The organism is Mucilaginibacter sp. 14171R-50, from assembly GCF_010093045.1.
Classification (GTDB): Bacteria; Bacteroidota; Bacteroidia; order Sphingobacteriales; family Sphingobacteriaceae; genus Mucilaginibacter.
Map to the genome: position 1 here is coordinate 1,336,105 of NZ_CP048115.1, position 17,604 is coordinate 1,353,708.

At 44.6% G+C, this 17,604-nt stretch carries 17 protein-coding genes; 12 read left to right on the forward strand and 5 right to left on the reverse strand.

The window, feature by feature from the left end; all coding sequences use genetic code 11:
• Positions 1 to 24: 24 nt before the first annotated feature.
• Both GWR56_RS06160 and GWR56_RS06165 read right to left on the reverse strand, forming a co-directional pair.
• Positions 25 to 390 (reverse strand): VOC family protein, encoded by a 366-nt coding sequence (locus GWR56_RS06160; RefSeq protein ID WP_162430262.1) that lies wholly within the window; start codon positions 388 to 390, stop codon positions 25 to 27.
• 4 nt (positions 391 to 394) lie between these two features.
• Positions 395 to 772, reverse strand: a complete 378-nt coding sequence (locus GWR56_RS06165; RefSeq protein ID WP_162430263.1) for a glyoxalase/bleomycin resistance/extradiol dioxygenase family protein — start codon at positions 770 to 772, stop codon at positions 395 to 397.
• A 113-nt stretch (positions 773 to 885) separates the two neighbouring features.
• Here GWR56_RS06165 and GWR56_RS06170 point away from each other — a divergent pair, with 113 nt between their 5' ends.
• From GWR56_RS06170 to GWR56_RS06200, 7 genes are all read left to right on the forward strand, one after another.
• On the forward strand, positions 886 to 1,239 hold the full coding sequence (locus GWR56_RS06170) for a carboxymuconolactone decarboxylase family protein (RefSeq protein WP_117392098.1): 354 nt from the start codon (positions 886 to 888) through the stop codon (positions 1,237 to 1,239).
• Between the two features lie 59 nt (positions 1,240 to 1,298).
• Positions 1,299 to 1,661 carry a four helix bundle protein gene (locus GWR56_RS06175; protein ID WP_162430264.1) on the forward strand — a complete coding sequence of 121 codons (363 nt, stop codon included), beginning with the start codon at positions 1,299 to 1,301 and terminating at the stop codon, positions 1,659 to 1,661.
• A gap of 3 nt (positions 1,662 to 1,664) precedes the next feature.
• Positions 1,665 to 2,237, forward strand: coding sequence for a DNA-3-methyladenine glycosylase I (locus GWR56_RS06180; protein WP_162430265.1), 573 nt, complete (start codon positions 1,665 to 1,667; stop codon positions 2,235 to 2,237).
• Between the two features lie 149 nt (positions 2,238 to 2,386).
• Positions 2,387 to 5,197, forward strand: coding sequence for a DNA polymerase I (polA, locus tag GWR56_RS06185; protein ID WP_162430266.1), 2,811 nt, complete (start codon positions 2,387 to 2,389; stop codon positions 5,195 to 5,197).
• Positions 5,198 to 5,263: 66 nt separating this feature from the next.
• Complete coding sequence (locus GWR56_RS06190; RefSeq protein ID WP_162430267.1) at positions 5,264 to 6,361, forward strand: S41 family peptidase; 1,098 nt, start codon at positions 5,264 to 5,266, stop codon at positions 6,359 to 6,361.
• A gap of 207 nt (positions 6,362 to 6,568) precedes the next feature.
• Entirely contained in the window at positions 6,569 to 7,993 is a 1,425-nt protein-coding gene (locus tag GWR56_RS06195) for a glycogen synthase (RefSeq protein WP_162430268.1), read from the forward strand.
• Positions 7,990 to 9,252 (forward strand): glucose-1-phosphate adenylyltransferase, encoded by a 1,263-nt coding sequence (locus tag GWR56_RS06200; RefSeq protein ID WP_162430269.1) that lies wholly within the window; start codon positions 7,990 to 7,992, stop codon positions 9,250 to 9,252. The genes GWR56_RS06195 and GWR56_RS06200 overlap by 4 nt, the downstream gene beginning before the upstream one ends.
• 188 nt (positions 9,253 to 9,440) lie before the next feature.
• Here GWR56_RS06200 and GWR56_RS06205 read toward each other — a convergent pair whose 3' ends face one another.
• The 3 genes from GWR56_RS06205 to GWR56_RS06215 all read right to left on the reverse strand — a co-directional run bounded on the left by GWR56_RS06205 (position 9,441) and on the right by GWR56_RS06215 (position 11,887).
• Positions 9,441 to 10,118 carry a metal-dependent hydrolase gene (locus tag GWR56_RS06205; RefSeq protein WP_162430270.1) on the reverse strand — a complete coding sequence of 226 codons (678 nt, stop codon included), beginning with the start codon at positions 10,116 to 10,118 and terminating at the stop codon, positions 9,441 to 9,443.
• A gap of 134 nt (positions 10,119 to 10,252) precedes the next feature.
• Complete coding sequence (locus tag GWR56_RS06210; RefSeq protein ID WP_162430271.1) at positions 10,253 to 10,567, reverse strand: YbaB/EbfC family nucleoid-associated protein; 315 nt, start codon at positions 10,565 to 10,567, stop codon at positions 10,253 to 10,255.
• A 111-nt stretch (positions 10,568 to 10,678) separates the two neighbouring features.
• Positions 10,679 to 11,887 carry a serine hydrolase gene (locus GWR56_RS06215; RefSeq protein ID WP_162430272.1) on the reverse strand — a complete coding sequence of 403 codons (1,209 nt, stop codon included), beginning with the start codon at positions 11,885 to 11,887 and terminating at the stop codon, positions 10,679 to 10,681.
• Positions 11,888 to 11,999: 112 nt separating this feature from the next.
• Here GWR56_RS06215 and GWR56_RS06220 point away from each other — a divergent pair, with 112 nt between their 5' ends.
• From GWR56_RS06220 to GWR56_RS06240, 5 genes are all read left to right on the forward strand, one after another.
• A complete protein-coding gene (locus GWR56_RS06220) occupies positions 12,000 to 13,022 on the forward strand; it encodes a tetratricopeptide repeat protein (RefSeq protein WP_162430273.1) in 1,023 nt (340 codons plus the stop codon).
• A gap of 178 nt (positions 13,023 to 13,200) precedes the next feature.
• Positions 13,201 to 14,220 carry a tetratricopeptide repeat protein gene (locus tag GWR56_RS06225; protein WP_162430274.1) on the forward strand — a complete coding sequence of 340 codons (1,020 nt, stop codon included), beginning with the start codon at positions 13,201 to 13,203 and terminating at the stop codon, positions 14,218 to 14,220.
• Positions 14,220 to 15,146 carry a tetratricopeptide repeat protein gene (locus GWR56_RS06230; RefSeq protein WP_162430275.1) on the forward strand — a complete coding sequence of 309 codons (927 nt, stop codon included), beginning with the start codon at positions 14,220 to 14,222 and terminating at the stop codon, positions 15,144 to 15,146. The genes GWR56_RS06225 and GWR56_RS06230 overlap by 1 nt, the downstream gene beginning before the upstream one ends.
• A 371-nt stretch (positions 15,147 to 15,517) precedes the next feature.
• Positions 15,518 to 16,915, forward strand: a complete 1,398-nt coding sequence (gene fumC, locus GWR56_RS06235) for a class II fumarate hydratase (RefSeq protein ID WP_162430276.1) — start codon at positions 15,518 to 15,520, stop codon at positions 16,913 to 16,915.
• Between the two features lie 184 nt (positions 16,916 to 17,099).
• Complete coding sequence (locus tag GWR56_RS06240; RefSeq protein ID WP_162430277.1) at positions 17,100 to 17,603, forward strand: fumarate hydratase; 504 nt, start codon at positions 17,100 to 17,102, stop codon at positions 17,601 to 17,603.
• Position 17,604 lies beyond the last annotated feature (1 nt).

Below are 17,604 nucleotides of genomic sequence, written 5' to 3' on the forward strand. Positions count from 1 at the left end.
CACAAATCACGCCAACTGTTGGCGTCAGCCTGTAATTTGCAGCAACTCCATGCGGTTACCAAACGGATCTATAAAGGCAAAGCGCCGCCGCCCGGGGATAACAGGCTCTTCCACTATTTCCACATCGTTAGCTTCCAGATGCCGGCGGGCGGCATCCACATCAATAACTTCCATAGCGGTGTGGCGTATGCTGCGTGGTAACGCGGGTTCAACACCAATATGCAGCTGCATATCGCCAATATTAAACCAATACCCGGCAGATGAGAAAAGATGATCGGGCCGGTCGATAAGCTCCAGCCCTATCACGTTTTTATAAAAATCCTTTGCTTCTTCCAGCCGTTCGGGCGGTACACATACATGAAAGTGGTCGGCGCGTTTAAAGCTGATCATTAACTTATTGGTGTTGTGCAAAGGTTAAAACATAACCGTTATTATCGAGTATGGAAAATTCCGTAGCGCCATAAAAAGTCTTTTCAAGTCCCTTAAGTACCTTCACGCTATCCTTTACCCTATCGAACAATCCGGTTATATCACTAACATTAATATACAGCAATAACGATCCGCCATCGGTGCGCTTTATCTCGGGCAGTTCATCAGCCAAACTTTCGTACGATTGGAACATCATCGTGACCTTGCCGCTGGTCATCATTGCCCAAACCAGCTCGTCGCCCGTTTCGGGTACGCTCATGGTAGTTTCGAAACCCAGCAGCTTATAAAAAGCCACGGTGGCCTTCATGTCGTTTACAAAAATATTTGGTGATAAACTTTCCATGGTGATTTTTTAATTGTATGGTAAATTTATGATTAATCGGGCGCTATCAAAATAAACATTTATACCTTTAAACACTAAATTATACATTAAATAAACTCAACAAATTCATCCCTATGGGTCAATTAATAAACGATTTTGAAGCCTATCGTACAAAAATGAACGACAGGATAATGGAAACCGCCAACACCAATATTAAACGGTTCTTCGCATTAGATACCACTACTTACGCTGATGGCGCGCTTGATGTAAAAACAAAGGAGATGCTTGGCCTTGTGGCATCAATGGTTTTGCGCTGCGATGATTGCATTAAATATCACCTTGGTAAATGCCACGAAGCCGGTGTAAAGCACGATGAAATGAACGAAGTTTTTATGATAGCCAACCTGGTAGGCGGCTCTATCGTTATTCCCCATTACCGCAGAGCAGTGGAGTATTGGGATGAACTAAGTCTTGAGTCTAAAGTCTGAAGTCTTTAGTAAAAAGGCAAGATTAATTTTATCTTTAAAACCAACGTAGATCTGTTATCATGAGTTCGTTTAGAGATTTGATTGCCTATAAGAAGTCGTTCGCGCTTGCTATGGAAATCTTTTGGCTGACAAAGACTTTTCCGAAAGAGGAGACATATAGTTTGATAGATCAGATAAGAAGGTCTTCCAGATCAGTATTTGCATGCATTGCTGAAGCTTATAAAAAAAGGAAGTACCCTAATCATTTTGCTAACAAGCTCACTGATTCTGATATGGAAAACGGTGAAACTCAGGCTTGGCTTGATGTTTCACTGGCTTGTAAATACATTACGCGAGAGAAGTATGATGAACTTAATAAACAAAGTGAAGAAGTAGGGTATTTGTTGATATACATGATTAATAACCCCGATAAATTTAAATAAGCGATGACTTTAGACTCAAGACTTTCGACTTCAGGCTTAATCCGCTGCCGCTGGTGTGGTACCGACCCGCTTTACATGGAATACCACGATAAGGAATGGGGCAAGGTAACGCACGATGATAAGGTGCTGTTCGAGTTTTTAACCCTCGAATCGGCTCAGGCTGGTTTAAGCTGGATAACCATTTTGCGCAGGCGTGATAATTACCGCCAGGCCTTCGCCGGCTTCGATGTAGAAAAGGTGGCTAAGTTTGACGGTAAGGACAAGGAACGTTTGTTGAACGACGCCGGTATCATTCGCAACCGTTTAAAGATAGATGCGGCCATACGTAACGCGCAGCTGTTTATAGCGGTGCAAAAGGAGTTTGGATCGTTTAATAATTACCTGTACAGCTTTATGCCCGATGGTAAACCTATCACTATATACAACGGCCCCCAGGTAAGCACGCCCGAATCGGACGCAATAAGCAAGGACATGAAAAAACGCGGCTTTAAATTCTTCGGCACCACTATTTGCTACGCCCACATGCAGGCCACCGGCATGGTTAACGACCATATCCCCGAGTGCAGTTTTAGGTAAAATAATATCGAACCCCGAATGTTGAACTTCGAACGCCGAAGCCCTTCATCATTTAATATTCGAAATTCTGTGTTCGATATTAACATCGTGAATTGTATTTTTGAGAAATCGGTGTAAACGCACAACAATCGGTGCAATCAACAAATAATATGAAGAAGCTTTTTCTATTGGATGGTATGGCCCTGATATACCGGGCGCATTTTGCCTTGAGTAAAAATCCGCGTTTTACTTCGGGGGGCTTAAATACTTCCGCGGTTATGGGGTTCACCAATACGCTGCTGGAAGTTTTGCGTAAAGAGAAACCCACCCACATGGCCGTGGTTTTTGATACCGATGCGCCCACCGAACGCCATACCGATTTTGAAGGCTACAAGGCACACCGCCAGGCCATGCCCGAGGATCTGAGCAAAGCTTTACCGTACATATTTAAAGTGGTTTTGGGTTTTAACATTCCGCTGATCACTTCCGATGGTTATGAAGCCGATGATATCATAGGCACCCTCGCCAAAAAAGCCGAACAGAAAGGCTATCAGGTTTACTGTATGACACCCGACAAGGATTTTGCGCAGCTGGTATCAGAAAATATCCGCATTTACAAACCCGCCCGCATGGGCAACGATATGGAAATATTGGGCGTGAAAGAAGTGCTTGAGAAATGGGAGATCGAACGCCCGGAACAAGTAATAGATATTCTTGGCCTTTGGGGCGATGCGGTGGATGGGATTCCCGGCATACCGGGCGTGGGCGAAAAAACAGCCAAAACGCTGATTAAACAATATGGCTCGGTTGAAGAGATTATAGCTCATAGCCACGAACTAAAAGGCAAATTACGCGAAAACGTGGAGCAATACGCTGAGCAGGGGCTGATGTCGAAAAAGCTGGCTACCATAAATCTAAATTCGCCTGTTGAGCTGGATGAAGCCGGGCTTGAGATGTGTGCGCCAAGTAAAGACCTGCTGGAGCCCCTGTTTGCCGAGCTGGAATTTAGAACATTAGGCCGCCGTGTATTTGGAGACGATTTTAGCATTACCGAAACCCGGGCGGTATCGGTACAAACCGACCTGTTTGGCAACCCCGTGGCCGATGGCCGTACGACACTTGAGGTTGATGTGCAGGATATATACGAAGCGCCAACACAAGTTGAGATCAAAAATATCAACACTGTTGAACATGAATATATTTTGGCCGATACCTTTGAAAAACGCGCTGAACTCATTAATATATTAAAACAGCAAAAACACTTTTGCTTTGATACCGAAACCACCGGCACCGATGCCAATCATTGCGAATTGGTAGGCTTATCATTCGCGGTGAAGCACCACCAGGGCTGGTATGTGCCCGCTCCGCACGACGAGGCGGAAGCAAAAAAGATCGTTGCCGAATTTAAACCCGTGTTTGAAGACCCTAATATTGGCAAAACGGGCCAGAACCTTAAATTCGACATACTGATGCTGAAATGGTATGATGTAGAAATGAAAGGCGACCTGTTTGATACCATGGTGGCGCATTATGTGATAGACCCTGATACCCGCCACAACATGGATATCCTGTCAGAAAATTACCTGCAATACAAGCCGGTTTCAATCACGGAGCTTATTGGCCCTAAAGGCAAGAATCAAGGTAACATGCGCGATGTGGAGATCGAGAAAATAAAAGATTACGCCGCCGAAGATGCCGATGTTACCCTGCAGCTACGCACCGTTTTTGAGCCGAAGATAAAAGAAGTAGAGGCAGAAGACCTGTTGCATAAAATCGAGAACCCGCTGATATACGTGCTGGCCGATATTGAGCACGAAGGTGTACGTATTGACCATGATACCCTGCGCGAATTTTCAAAAGAGCTAGAAACCGATATCGCTAAATTGGAGAAAACCGTATTTGAAAAAGCGGGCGTTAGGTTCAATATCGCATCGCCAAAGCAACTGGGCGAGGTGCTATTTGAGAAACTGATGCTCGACCCAAAAGCCAAAAAAACAAAGACAGGGCAGTACCAAACCGGCGAGGACGTATTGCTATCGCTTGCGGCTAAAAGCGATATTGTAAGGGATATACTGGATTTCCGTCAACTGCAAAAGCTGAAATCCACCTATGTAGATGCCCTCCCCACCATGGTGAACCCTAAAACGGGGCGTGTGCACACCAGCTATAACCAGGCGGTGGCGGCCACGGGCAGGTTAAGCTCTAATAATCCAAACCTGCAAAACATCCCCATTCGTACCGAACGGGGCCGCGAGGTGAGGAAAGCCTTTATCCCACGCGATGAGAATCACAGCATTGTATCTGCCGATTATTCGCAGATCGAGCTGCGCATCATTGCCCAGATCAGCAAAGACCCCAACATGTGCCAGGCTTTTGTAGATAATATAGATATCCACACCGCCACGGCTGCCAAAGTGTATGGGGTTGGTATAGATGAGGTGGACAGTACCCAGCGCCGCAATGCCAAAGCGGTAAATTTTGGAATTATCTATGGGCAGTCGGCCTTTGGGTTATCGCAAAACCTGGGCATCCCGCGTAAGGAAGCGGCCGAGATCATCGAAAACTATTTTGCACAATACCCCGGCATCAAGCAATACATGGCCGATACCATGAACTTTGCCCGCGAGAACGGCTACGTATGCACGCTGATGGGCCGCCGTCGTTACCTGCGCGATATTAACAGCGCCAACCAAACCGTACGCGGCTTTGCAGAACGAAATGCTATAAACGCGCCCATACAGGGCTCCGCGGCGGATATGATCAAGATAGCCATGATCAACATTCATCGCGAGTTTAAAGCCCTGAAGCTGGGTGCCCGCATGACCATGCAGGTGCATGATGAGTTGGTGTTTGACGTGCCTAACCACGAGATAGAAATTGTAAAGCCTATCATTGTGGAGAACATGAAGAACGCCATTAAAACCGAAGTGCCAATAATGGTAGAAATTGGTACAGGGTTGAATTGGTTAGAGGCGCATTAAATTATTTAAAAGCTCTTCGCAACTATTGAAGAATGTTTATCGTCTTCAAAATAGTTATCATAATTTATGAAGAAATTATTTCTCTGTTTTATTGTATTGTTTCCGATAGGCGCATTTGCGCAGAATTGCAACTGCCTGGTAAATTTTGATTACGTCACAAGCCATGTAACCGATAACTATTCCGGGTATACCGACAAGGTAAAAAACAAGAACCTGAAGGAATTTAACACTTTCACCGGGCAGTTACGCCAAAGGGCGTTAAAAGCAACCGGTACAGACTCCTGTTATGTGATATTAAAAACATGGGTCAATTACTTTAAAGACCATCATCTTAGGGTGCAATTAGATTGGCGTTACCGGGAAAAGTATCCTGAACAGATTAAACAGCTTGATAAGCTTTTTGCCGCGAAACAAACTTTACCCGGATCTGGCGAGAAATTAGATAGCCAAACGAGTATAAAGCAGTTCAACGCTAATACTATACTCATCAGGCTCCCTTCATTTGAATGGAGTGAGAAGAAAATAATCGACAGCCTTTTTAAAGCCCATCAGGAAAGTTTAAAAACAGCTCCTAACTGGATCATAGATGTTCGTGGTAACGGCGGCGGCACTGATTATGCATTCAATGCTTTACTGCCGTATATCTACGCCAATCCGATAAATATTAAACCGGATGAATATCGCTCATCAAAAGATAATATTGCCCTCTTAGAAGGCAATTTAAAGGACCCGGATATCTCCGGGCAGGCTAAAGAATTTTTGAGGAACGTAATTAGCCTGATGAAGTTACATCCAAACCAGTTTGTAAACCCCTCCGGCAAAGAGTCTTTTGAGATCAAATATGATTCCGTTTATCAATTTCCGCAGAAGATAGCGATATTAATAGACAGAAATAGTGCAAGCTCTACCGAATCGTTTTTGCTGACGGCGATGCAAAGCAAAAAAGTAAAAGTTTACGGTGAAAACTCGGCAGGTATATTAGATTATGGCAGCTATCAGTATTTTGATATTCCCTGTGCTGACCTTAATCTTGTTATTCCCATTGCAAGGTCAAAAAGGTTGCCTCAATATCCTATAGACAACACCGGGATCGCCCCAAATGTGAAGATCGATGTAAAAGAGAGGGACAAAATTAAGTATATTCAAAAACGGTTGGAGAAATAAGGGTTGGGGAATCCTACCTGTATGATCAGTGCATCAAATCATTAACAAATTCATAATTAACCCTGCGCCGCAATTTATATTAATGCCGAAATTGCAATTAACCTCTGTATCTGATTAAATAATATCACTTTTTTAAACACATTTTTAAAATTATGTGTTTGTTCATTTGGGGAAATGTTTAGTACCTTAACCCTTATATAATCCCAAATGAGAATTTTCCACCTGAGCGCCGAATGCTATCCTATTGCTAAAGTAGGGGGGCTTGCCGATGTGGTTGGCGCATTGCCTAAATATCAGAATTTGTCAGGCTTACAGGCGGCCGTTGTAATGCCTTTTTACAACCGTAAGTTTGTTGTTGACAATACGTTTGATGTTGTTTTTCAGGGTGCAACTTTGCTGGGCACGCGGCGTATTTATTTCGAGATTTTAAAAGAACAAACTGATAAACTTGGCTTTGAGCTGTATCTAGTAAAAATACCCGGCCTGCTTGACAGGGAAAATGTATACAGCTACCCGGATGAAAAAGAGCAGTTCATCGCTTTCCAGATAGCGTTTTTAGATTGGATAAACTGGAGCGGCCAAACGCCCGATCTGATACATTGCCACGATCACCACTCGGGCCTGGTGCCGTTTATGATGTACCACTCAAACCTGTACCGCCGGCTGGCCCATATACCCACCATATTTACCATACACAACGGACAGTATCACGGTGCGTTTGGCTGGGAGAATTTAAATTACCTGCCCGAAATTGATTTTTATAAAACCGGCCTGCTGGACTGGAACGGCGGGATTAACCCGCTGGCATCCGCAGTAAAATGCTGCTGGAGATACACCACCGTTTCGCCGAGTTACCTGCACGAACTTAGTGTTAACTCAAACGGGTTGGAGTATTTGTTTTATGTAGAAAGGGATAAAGGCGTAGGCATTATCAACGGCATTGATACCGACGTTTGGGAGCCCGAAACCGACCCGATGCTGGCAGCGCATTTTGATGCGTCAACGGTTACCGAGGGCAAGCAAAAAAACAAGGATATTTTGTGCGACAGGTTTGGGTTATCTGCAGATAAGCCGCTGGTAGCGTTCATAGGCCGCCTGGTAGGCGAGAAGGGGTCAGATATGCTGCCTGAAGCAATTGAAAAGAGCGTTAAAGAACATGGCGATAAGGTCAACTTTTTGATACTTGGCGCCGGGGAAAGCGCAACGGAACAAGCATTAACTTTGTTAAAAGAACAATACCCGCAAAACGTAAATGTATTTATTGGGTACGACGAAGCGTTGGCGCATTTAATTTATGCCGGCGCCGATTTCCTGCTGATGCCATCGCGAGTGGAGCCTTGTGGCTTAAACCAGATGTATGCCATGCGTTATGGCACTATGCCGCTGGTACGCAGCACAGGGGGCCTGAAAGATACCGTAATAGATTTTGGCGAAGAAGGTGGTTACGGCATACGATTTGAAGAAGTAACTGTAGAAGATATTTGCACGTCGGTGGCCCGTGCAGTTGTAGTATATAAAGACAGCCGCAAAATGCAAGCATTACGCAAGCGCATGATGGCCCTCGATTTTTCGTGGGCACGCTCGGCAAAAGAATATATAAACCTTTATGAAAGTTTAATTCCAAAGATATGACATCAAAAGTAATCAGTATTGTACTTGGAGGCGGCCAGGGTAGCCGTTTAGCACCACTTACATTAACCCGTTCAAAACCGGCAGTGCCAATTGCGGGCAAATATCGTTTGGTGGATATCCCCATCTCTAACTGTTTGCACTCAAATATCAGCCGTATATTTGTGTTAACGCAGTTTAACTCGGCATCGTTAAACAAACACATCAAAAACACTTACCATTTCAGCACGTTCAGCACGGCTTTTGTTGATATTTTGGCTGCAGAGCAAACGCCAACCAGCGGCGGATGGTTCCAGGGTACGGCCGATGCGGTTAGGCAAAGCCTGCATCACCTGGCTACGCACGATTTTGAATACGTGCTGATATTATCAGGCGATCAGCTGTATCAGATGGATTTTGAGGAGATGATACAAAAGCATATTGATACAGGTGCGGATATATCTATAGCCACCATTCCCGTACACGCGAATGATGTGCCGGGCTTTGGGATTCTTAAAACGGATGAAAACAGCATGATAACCGCCTTTATTGAAAAGCCTAAAAAGGATTTCGAGAGCTGGGCATCTGAAGTGAGTGATGAGATGAAAGCAGAGGGGCGTGTTTACCTGGCATCAATGGGTATATACCTGTTTAACCGTAAATTACTATACGAGTTGTTGGAAGGAAACGATGATCCGGACTTTGGGAAAGAAATCATCCCGCAGGCCATCACCGGCCACAAAGTTTTAAGCTATCAGTACGAAGGCTATTGGACAGATATCGGGACTATCCCTTCGTTTTTTGAAGCTAACCTGGGCCTTACTGATGACATTCCAAAATTCGACCTGTTTAATAAGAACCAGATATACACACGCGCGCGTATGTTGCCCCCTACAAAAATATCGGGTACACTAATAGACCGTTCTATTATTGCCGATGGCTGTATCATCAATGCCGCGCACATTATCCATTCCATAATTGGTATACGTACCCGCATTGGCGTGGCCAGCGAAATTGAAAGCTGTTATGTAATGGGTAGCGACAATTATCAAACCCTTGAAGATATAGCCGAGGCAAAAGCTACCGGCGCGCCTATTATGGGTATCGGAGACAGATGCTGCATAAAAAACGCCATTATAGACAAAAACACGTACATAGGCAACGATGTAAAAATAAATTGCGGCGGGCCTTTGCCTGACGGCGATTTCCCGACATATACGGTAACTGATGGTATTGTGATAGTTAAGAAACGCGCTGTAATACCAAGCGGAACGGTGATATAAGCTTGTTGAGAACACCTACTTAGCAGAAAGTGTTCACGTTCGGCGCACGTGAACACCGTGAACAGACATGAACGCTTGATAATCAGCTAATTAATAAAACGGGTGGTGACAGTATACTGTCACCACCCGTTTCGTTTAATATTATATCAGAAGAGAAGGCGCCCCACGTTTTTTAGACAGCCTTTATGTTATAGCTCTATGCTTTCGCCAATGGCCGGCAGCTTTAAATTAAGCCCGGCGTGTATAAATTTACCGGCAACTTCTTCTTTATCTATCTTGATCACCGGGAACGAATCGTAGTGTATGCCGATAATGTTTTTACAATTGATGAACGCGGCGGCCTTAATAGCATCGTCGGCTCCCATGGTATAATTATCGCCTATTGGCAAAAGTGCCCAATCAAGGTTCTCGTCCTCCAGTAGTTTCATATCATAAGTAAGCGCTGTATCACCTGCAAAGTATATTTTTTTTCCTTCGGATGATAGTACAAAACCGGCAGGGTTACCGCCGTTGCTGCCATCGGGTAGTGCGCTGGAGTGTACAGCGTTTACCATTTTAACGCGGCCAAACTCAAAGTTGAAGCCACCGCCAATGTTCATGCCGTGTACATTGGTTATGCCCTGCTTACCCAGCCAACCCGCAATTTCGGCAATGCATATAATTTTTGCACCACTGTTTTTTTGAACAGTTACCAGGTCGGCAACGTGGTCGCCGTGCCCGTGCGATACCAATATATAGTCGGGTTTTAGGCTGTTAACATCAATGTTTTTAGCCAGGTCGTTCGGCGTGATGAACGGGTCGAATAACAATGTTTTGCCGTCGGTCACGATCTCAACGGTCGACTGGCCATAATAGGTAAGTTTCATAGATTTTAAATGTGCAGATATGCAAATGTGCGTATGTGCAGATTATTAGCACATCGCTTTGCATACCCTGGTTATTAAATATTCATAAGCTCATCTGTGCATTTGCATGTTCACGCAATTGCACATCTGTCACTTTATTTACCAAACAGGTTGCCTAATCCGCCCATTCCGCCCAGCATGGCACTGGTCATGGCTGCCATTTCGCTCTGGCTTACGTTTTCGGCCTGCTCCATGGCTTTGTTTATAGCAACAACCAGCAGTTCTTCCAGTTCCTCTTTATCGGCTTCTTTCAAAAAAGCTTCGTCAATAGCAACCGATTTAACCACTTTGTTGCCATTTGCCTGTACGGTTATTTTGCCACCCTCGGCGGTGCCGGTAACGGTTATGGCATCCAAACGTTGTTTTACTTCGCCCGCCTTTTGCTGGGCCTCCATTAGTTTATCGAACATGTTACCCCCTAATCTTCGCCCCCTAACCCCCTAAAGGGGGAATAGAAGTTGACTGTTTTATTTTAACATTGTTATTTAATTCAAAAACTCCCCTCTTCAGGGGGCCGGGGGCTAATCCTCCGCCGTATCGCCGCTGCCGGTATAAGCCCCCTTGCGCACAACCGGCATACCTGTCATTTTAAATAGGTCGTCAAGGTGCAGCAGGCTGCCGTTTACTACATTACCTAACAAAACAATGGTAACATCGTTTTTCATATCGCGCAAAAATATATGGCGAAACCCATGCCACCAGCCGGTATGGTAAACCACCTTTTGGCCCGGGCTTTCAAATATACGCCACCCGTATCCATAACTGAAGTGCCCGCGTATCATGGGGTTGCGCGCCGTATAAGCAGAATCTTGCGTGGCGGGTTTAATGAGCTTGCCGGCTTTAAGGGCCTGGTCAAAAACATATAAGTCGCCAACGGTGCTGTAAATGCCTTTATCGCCCACGGGGCCGTCTAAAAAGTTTTGTGCTACCGAGTATTTCCAGCTGTTACGGTCATGGCCCACTACATCAACGGGTATTTTATCATAAACCGCCTTTGAATAAACGGCGGTATGTGTCATCCCGGCGGGTTTAAAAATATGTTCCTTCATGTAGTCGGCATAGCTTTGGCCGGTAACCTTTTCTATAATAGCGCCCAGCACCATAAAGTTGCTGTTGTTGTATAAAAAGCTGGCGTTTGGCTTGTTAAAGCGCGCTGGCTTGTATTTGGCTATCATAGCCATAACCTCTTTGTTGGTTAAGCCCTTTTTTTGGTTAAGATGCTGGCTGCGGTAAATATTATCCACGAAGTAAACGTAATTCATCATGCCGCTGCGGTGCGTAAGCAGCAAACGTATGGTCACTCCATCATACGGAAAATCAGGGAAGAACTCCTTCACATCCTGATCTAACTTAATTTTGCCTTTTTCCCAAAGCTGCATAATGGCGGTACCCGTCATGGTTTTGGTAACCGATGCCAGTTCGAACTGCGAGTTCAGTTTAAGGCTGTCGCGGGTGAGGTGATTGGCCCAGCCAAACGACCCTTCGTAAAGTATCTTGCCTTTCTTTGCAACCAGTACGTTGCCGTTAAACCCGCTTACCTTATGCAGGTGCTGCATAAACTCTTCAATTTTTTTATCGCCTTTAGCGGGGTCGTACTTTAGCAGTTCGGTTGTATTAAAAGGTTTGCCGTTATCGGCTTCGCCTTTTTTATTTTCGCCGTTGCCGGAGCAGGAAGTAAACAGGAGGATGGAAAATATGGTTGAAATGGCAGCTGTGCACACTTGTTTCATAGACAAAAATTCTTTCACGTAAACGAAGGCGAAAATTAGAAATTATATAGGAGGTATAAGCCTAAAAGTTGATTAATGTTTCAACATTGTTAAAACTATCTTAAATTTAGGCATGAAACTTAAACGCAACCTATCACTATTAATCATTGCCTTTTTTATTTCGACAGTTACTTATGGACAAAGCAAAGAAGACGCAAAAACGCTGACAGACCAGAGTTCTACTTTAAATAAACAAGGTAAATACGCCGAAGCGGTACAAAAAGGCCAGGAGGCGATAAAGGTTGATCCTGATAACATCGAGGGTTTATATCAATTATCCTTGGGGTTAATTAATTTAGAAAAAGGAAAAGAAGCCATACCCTATCTGGAAAGAATAATAAAACTAAACCCCAACCTCCCTGCCGCCTATGATGCGCTGGGTAATACCTATTATCAGAACAACCAAAAGGAAAAGGCCCTTGAGTATTTTCTGAAAGGCGTTAAGGTCGACCCTAATTTCCAGCGCTTTCATTACAGCTTAGCCATTATATATTATAACCAGAACAAATATGCCGAAGCAGAGGCCAGCGCAATCCAGGCTTTAAAACTCAACCACAAGCACGCCAACAGTCAAATGGTTTATGCCCTGGCTGCCGGTCGCCAAAACAAGTTAGGCAATTCATTATTGGGCTGGTGCAGTTTTTTATTTGTTGAGGCGCAAACCACGCGCTCTTTAGGAGCAATGGGTTATGTAAAGTCCATTATAGCTTCTGTGATCACAGGGAAAACGGACAAAAATATTACGGCAACCGCTAAAGAAAATAACCTCAATGGGGCCAGCCTGATGATGTCGCGGCTTGTTATCGGTGCTACCACCGGTAAAAAAAAACTGTCGCCGGTTGATTCATTAACCCTGCAGTTAACTGCCATTTTTCAGGCGGCACAAACCATTATCGACGATAAAGACCAGCCCTTTGCATCCCAATATCTCGCGGGTTATTTCGGAACACTTGGTAAAACGACAAATATGCCGGCGTTTGTAAGGTACATTAGCATGAGCATGTATCCCGAGGAAAATAAAAAATGGTTTGCCGAACACGGAAAAGAATTTGCAGCGTTAGATATTTGGGAAAGATTTACCCACAGGGACTTTTAATTCACAGAAACACAGAGCAGAAATTTGCAACAGCAAATATCGGACACGCAGTTGCACACACTTGCTTTATCGCAAAAGCTCTTTCTATCAATAAAGCTAAGAATTAGGAATATAAGGGGTCGTAGCCAAAAAAATAACTAATGTTTTAACATTGGTAAAAACTATTTTAAATTTAAGCATGAAACTTAAATACCGCCTATCACTAATTATAGCCCTTTTTATTTCGACTATTGCTTACGGGCAAAATAAAACAGATGCCACAACCTTGGTAAAACAAGGTATTGCTTTACATAACGAAGGAAAGTATACCGAAGCCATCCAAAAATATCAGGAAGCGATTAAGATCGATCCCGATAACAGGCAGGGTTTATACCAATTAGCTTACACCCTTTTTACTTCAGGAAAGGGGAAAGAGGCTGTGCCTTACCTGGAAAAGGTAATAAGGTTGGACCCGGACTCGCCGGGCGCTTACGACATGCTTGGCAGTATATATGATGATGATAACCAAACCGAAAAGGCGCTTGATTATTATATGAAGGGTATTAAGGTTGCACCTAACTACCAGCGGTTGTATTATAATTTAGCGATCATGCAATACCGACAAGGTAAGTATCCGGAAGCCGAGGCCAGCATAATTAACGCTATAAAGCTCGATCCCCGCCATGCCAGCAGCCAAAGGGTGTATGCATTAGTTGCCAAACAGCAAAACAAACTGGGTAACTCTTTATTAAGCTGGTGCAGCTTTTTGCTGATTGAACCGCAAACCAAGCGCTCGGCAGAAGCGATGGCTTATATAAAGGCTATTATTAATTATGCCATCAAAAGAAACACAGATAAAAATATTACGGTTACCCTGAACCAAAATAATACGAACCCGGTAGGTTTGATGATGCCACTTGCTGTTATTAATGCTACCGCCGGTAAAACCAATCTATCGCCGGTTGACTCGTTAACATTACAGTTAAGTTCCCTTTTCCAGGTTGCACCTAGCATTATCAGCGATAAAGACCAGCCATTTGCATCTAAATTTCTCGCGGGTTATTTCGAAGCGCTGGGCAAATCGGGCAATATGCCTGCGTTTGTAAGGTTTTTGAGCATAAGTGCTTATCCCGATGAAAATAAAAAATGGATTACTGAACATGATAAAGAATTTACAGCGTTAAGTAACTGGGCGACATCAACAAAACGGGAGTTTTAATGCTAAAGAATATCTGTAAAACCTGGTCCATTTTATTTGCCGTCGCGATAAGTTTACATGCATCGGCGCAGGATGTAACCGCTTTAGTTAAGCAAGGCCGGGAATTAACCAGTCAGAAACATTACCCGGAGGCTATTGAAAAGTACAAAAGCGCTTTATTGGTCGAGCCCGAAAATACACAGGCAAACTACCAGTTGGCCTTTACACTTTTTGCAAGCGGCAAAGGCCCCGAAGGATTGCCTTACCTGGATAAGGTAATAAACGGTAACGCGAGCGCCGCGCTTAAAGCGGCATCATACAGCTTAATGGGGAGCGTTTATGGCAACGGCAAACAGCTGCCCAAAGCTATTGAAGCATACAAGAATGGCATAAAGGCAGATAGCACCAATCAGCGGATCTATTACAACCTGGGTATTGTGCAATACCGCAGCAAGTTATACGAGGACGCGGAGCAAACTTTTGTTAATGCTGTAAAGCTGGATTCGGCGGATGCGGGCAGTATGCGGATGTACGCACTTACTACTTTTCATGAAAACAAACGCGCCGATGCGATATTAGGCTTTTGCCGGTTTTTACAACTTGAACCAAACACCGCCAGGAGCAAGGAAGCGTTTGGCAACCTGCAAAATATATTACAGCGCGGTACCCTTCCTGCCGAGCCCGGCTACCAGCCCGCACCGGCCACCAAAGCCGAAGCAATGGCGCAAAATAAAACGATCAACAAAGTGCTGGCGGGTTTTATGACACGCAAGTACGCTTCGGCAACCGCTTTGCTTACGGCGCAGCTAAAAGATTTGTTTACCGCCTTTGGCACCCAGCCCAAGCCATACTGGTTGGCAGGATACTTTTATAAGTTATCGCAGGCAACTGATCTTGAAACATTTGTAAAGTTGATAAGCCAAAGCAGTATATCCGAAAAACTATAAACAAATGATAATAAAGCGGCGCTGGCTAATTTGGCTTTCAGTTACTTTTTTCGTGCTTTTTTTATTGTTTGGCTTTGGTTATTACAATAGCCTGGTTAGCTATAAATACGAGGTACAAGATAGTATTTGCGCCGGAGAGCTGCTTACCGCTTATCAAAGAAACATTATTGAAAATGTAAATTCAAGTAAAATAGTTTGCATACTCTCTGGTGCTATGCTGTTTTTACTACTTGTTGTTCAGATGGTTGAACCTGCTTTTAAAAACCGTATATCGTATAAATAATACAGAATTTGTACCAAAAGATTACCTTTTGATAGTAAGCCCTTCCGCATAAAACCCTAAATTTGCACCGCAAAAACATACTATCGATATGAGTTTCAGAACCGAACACGATACCATGGGCGCGGTACAGGTGCCCGCCGACAAATACTGGGGCGCGCAAACCGAACGCTCGCGCAATAACTTTAAAATTGGCCCCGAGGCAAGCATGCCAAAGGAAATTATAGAAGCCTTTGCTTACCTTAAAAAAGCGGCGGCTTACACCAACACCGACCTGGGCGTATTGCCTGCCGATAAGCGCGACCTGATAGCACAGGTTTGCGATGAGATTTTGGCTGGCAAACTGGCCGGTGAGTTTCCGCTGGTGATATGGCAAACCGGTTCGGGCACGCAATCAAACATGAACGTGAACGAGGTGGTTGCAAACCGAGCGCACGTTTTACAGGGCAACCAATTGGGCGAGGGTAAAACCTTTATCCACCCTAATGATGATGTTAACAAATCGCAGTCATCAAACGATACGTACCCAACGGCCATGCACATTGCGGCCTACAAAATTTTGATAGATGTAACCATCCCGGGTATCGAAAAACTACGCGATACCTTGCAGGCGAAATCTGACGCGTTTAAAAGCGTGGTAAAAATTGGCCGTACCCACCTGATGGATGCTACGCCGCTTACCTTAGGCCAGGAGTTCTCGGGTTATGTATCGCAGTTAAACCACGGCCTTAAAGCCTTGCGTAATACTTTAGACCACCTGAGCGAGCTTGCCCTTGGCGGCACCGCCGTAGGTACCGGCATCAACACACCAAAAGGTTATGATGTTAAGGTTGCCGAATACATCGCCAAATTCACCAACCTGCCATTCATCACTGCCGAAAATAAGTTTGAGGCACTGGCCGCGCATGATGCTATTGTTGAAAGCCACGGCGCGTTAAAGCAGATTGCTGTTTCGTTAATGAAGATAGCTAATGATATCCGCATGCTGGCCTCGGGCCCGCGTTCGGGTATCGGCGAGATACATATACCGGATAACGAGCCGGGCTCGTCTATTATGCCGGGCAAAGTGAACCCTACCCAGAACGAGGCGGTTACCATGGTTGCCGCGCAGGTAATGGGTAACGATGTTGCCATCAGCATTGGCGGGTCAAACGGGCATTACGAGCTAAACGTGTTTAAACCCGTTATGGCGGCTAACTTTCTGCAGTCGGCAAGGCTGATAGGTGACGCATGCGTATCGTTTAACGATCATTGCGCCGTAGGTATAGAGCCCAACTACGACGGTATCAAAAAGCACCTGGAAAATTCCCTGATGCTTGTTACCGCGCTTAACCCGCATATAGGTTACGAAAACGCGGCAAAAATTGCCAAAACAGCGTTAAAGGAAAATAAATCGCTTCGCGAAGCGGCGGTTGGCTTAGGTTACCTGACCAACGAGCAATTTGACGAATGGGTACGCCCCGAAGATATGATAGGGAGCTTAAAATAAAACCCGATCCCGAAGGGGAAGAAAATAGATAAGAACATCAAAACCTTCGCCTTCTATTTAAAAAAATAAAAATCACCGTCATTGCGAGGTACGAAGCAATCTCCTGATAGAACGTCGCCCATAAGCATGGCGAATGGTATAGGTCAGAGATTGCTTCGTACCTCGCAATGACGGGCGGAGAAATATGAAAAAAGCTTTCGCCTTTTATCTTTTAGCTTTAACCTATTTGCTGCAAACCGCCTGCAGGTTCAATCCTGATATGCAAACACCGGGCGAGGGCTACCTGCAGGGCGAGTGGCAGCAGGATAGTGTAACCATGCAAAAGCAACTGGTAACTTATTCGTTATATAACCTTAAGTTTAACTGCGATTCGTTTTTTGTGAGCATTAAAACATTCAGCAAGGTGAACAACGGCTCTGATAGCTGCACAAAAGGCGGCAATTGGACAGAGTACGCCAAAGGGGTATACGAGCAGCGCAACGATACCCTGCATGTGCGCGGCTTGTTTTGTAATGCAAATTATACCTATAAAGATCCCGGCGGCTGTTTAAGGTCGGGGGTGTACGAGGAGCGTTTCAAAATAACAAAAAAAGGCGATTCGGTGCTGCAGTTTTCGCCAACATCGAACGTTATATCGTTTAATACGCGTTTAATAGAAAGAAGTAGCTGTAATCCAAAACCATTATAGA

What these genes read in the sequence shown, in the direction of transcription:
- fumC (WP_162430276.1), top strand. Translation starts at nt 15,518, where the DNA reads ATGAGTTTCAGAACCGAACACGATACCATGGGCGCGGTACAGGTGCCC.
- GWR56_RS06190 (WP_162430267.1), top strand. Translation starts at nt 5,264, where the DNA reads ATGAAGAAATTATTTCTCTGTTTTATTGTATTGTTTCCGATAGGCGCA.
- GWR56_RS06175 (WP_162430264.1), top strand. Translation starts at nt 1,299, where the DNA reads ATGAGTTCGTTTAGAGATTTGATTGCCTATAAGAAGTCGTTCGCGCTT.
- GWR56_RS06220 (WP_162430273.1), top strand. Translation starts at nt 12,000, where the DNA reads ATGAAACTTAAACGCAACCTATCACTATTAATCATTGCCTTTTTTATT.
- GWR56_RS06170 (WP_117392098.1), top strand. Translation starts at nt 886, where the DNA reads ATGGGTCAATTAATAAACGATTTTGAAGCCTATCGTACAAAAATGAAC.
- GWR56_RS06160 (WP_162430262.1), bottom strand. Translation starts at nt 390, where the DNA reads ATGATCAGCTTTAAACGCGCCGACCACTTTCATGTATGTGTACCGCCC.
- GWR56_RS06240 (WP_162430277.1), top strand. Translation starts at nt 17,100, where the DNA reads ATGAAAAAAGCTTTCGCCTTTTATCTTTTAGCTTTAACCTATTTGCTG.
- GWR56_RS06165 (WP_162430263.1), bottom strand. Translation starts at nt 772, where the DNA reads ATGGAAAGTTTATCACCAAATATTTTTGTAAACGACATGAAGGCCACC.
- polA (WP_162430266.1), top strand. Translation starts at nt 2,387, where the DNA reads ATGAAGAAGCTTTTTCTATTGGATGGTATGGCCCTGATATACCGGGCG.
- GWR56_RS06215 (WP_162430272.1), bottom strand. Translation starts at nt 11,887, where the DNA reads ATGAAACAAGTGTGCACAGCTGCCATTTCAACCATATTTTCCATCCTC.
- GWR56_RS06230 (WP_162430275.1), top strand. Translation starts at nt 14,220, where the DNA reads ATGCTAAAGAATATCTGTAAAACCTGGTCCATTTTATTTGCCGTCGCG.
- GWR56_RS06180 (WP_162430265.1), top strand. Translation starts at nt 1,665, where the DNA reads ATGACTTTAGACTCAAGACTTTCGACTTCAGGCTTAATCCGCTGCCGC.
- GWR56_RS06225 (WP_162430274.1), top strand. Translation starts at nt 13,201, where the DNA reads ATGAAACTTAAATACCGCCTATCACTAATTATAGCCCTTTTTATTTCG.
- GWR56_RS06210 (WP_162430271.1), bottom strand. Translation starts at nt 10,567, where the DNA reads ATGTTCGATAAACTAATGGAGGCCCAGCAAAAGGCGGGCGAAGTAAAA.
- GWR56_RS06205 (WP_162430270.1), bottom strand. Translation starts at nt 10,118, where the DNA reads ATGAAACTTACCTATTATGGCCAGTCGACCGTTGAGATCGTGACCGAC.
- GWR56_RS06200 (WP_162430269.1), top strand. Translation starts at nt 7,990, where the DNA reads ATGACATCAAAAGTAATCAGTATTGTACTTGGAGGCGGCCAGGGTAGC.
- GWR56_RS06195 (WP_162430268.1), top strand. Translation starts at nt 6,569, where the DNA reads ATGAGAATTTTCCACCTGAGCGCCGAATGCTATCCTATTGCTAAAGTA.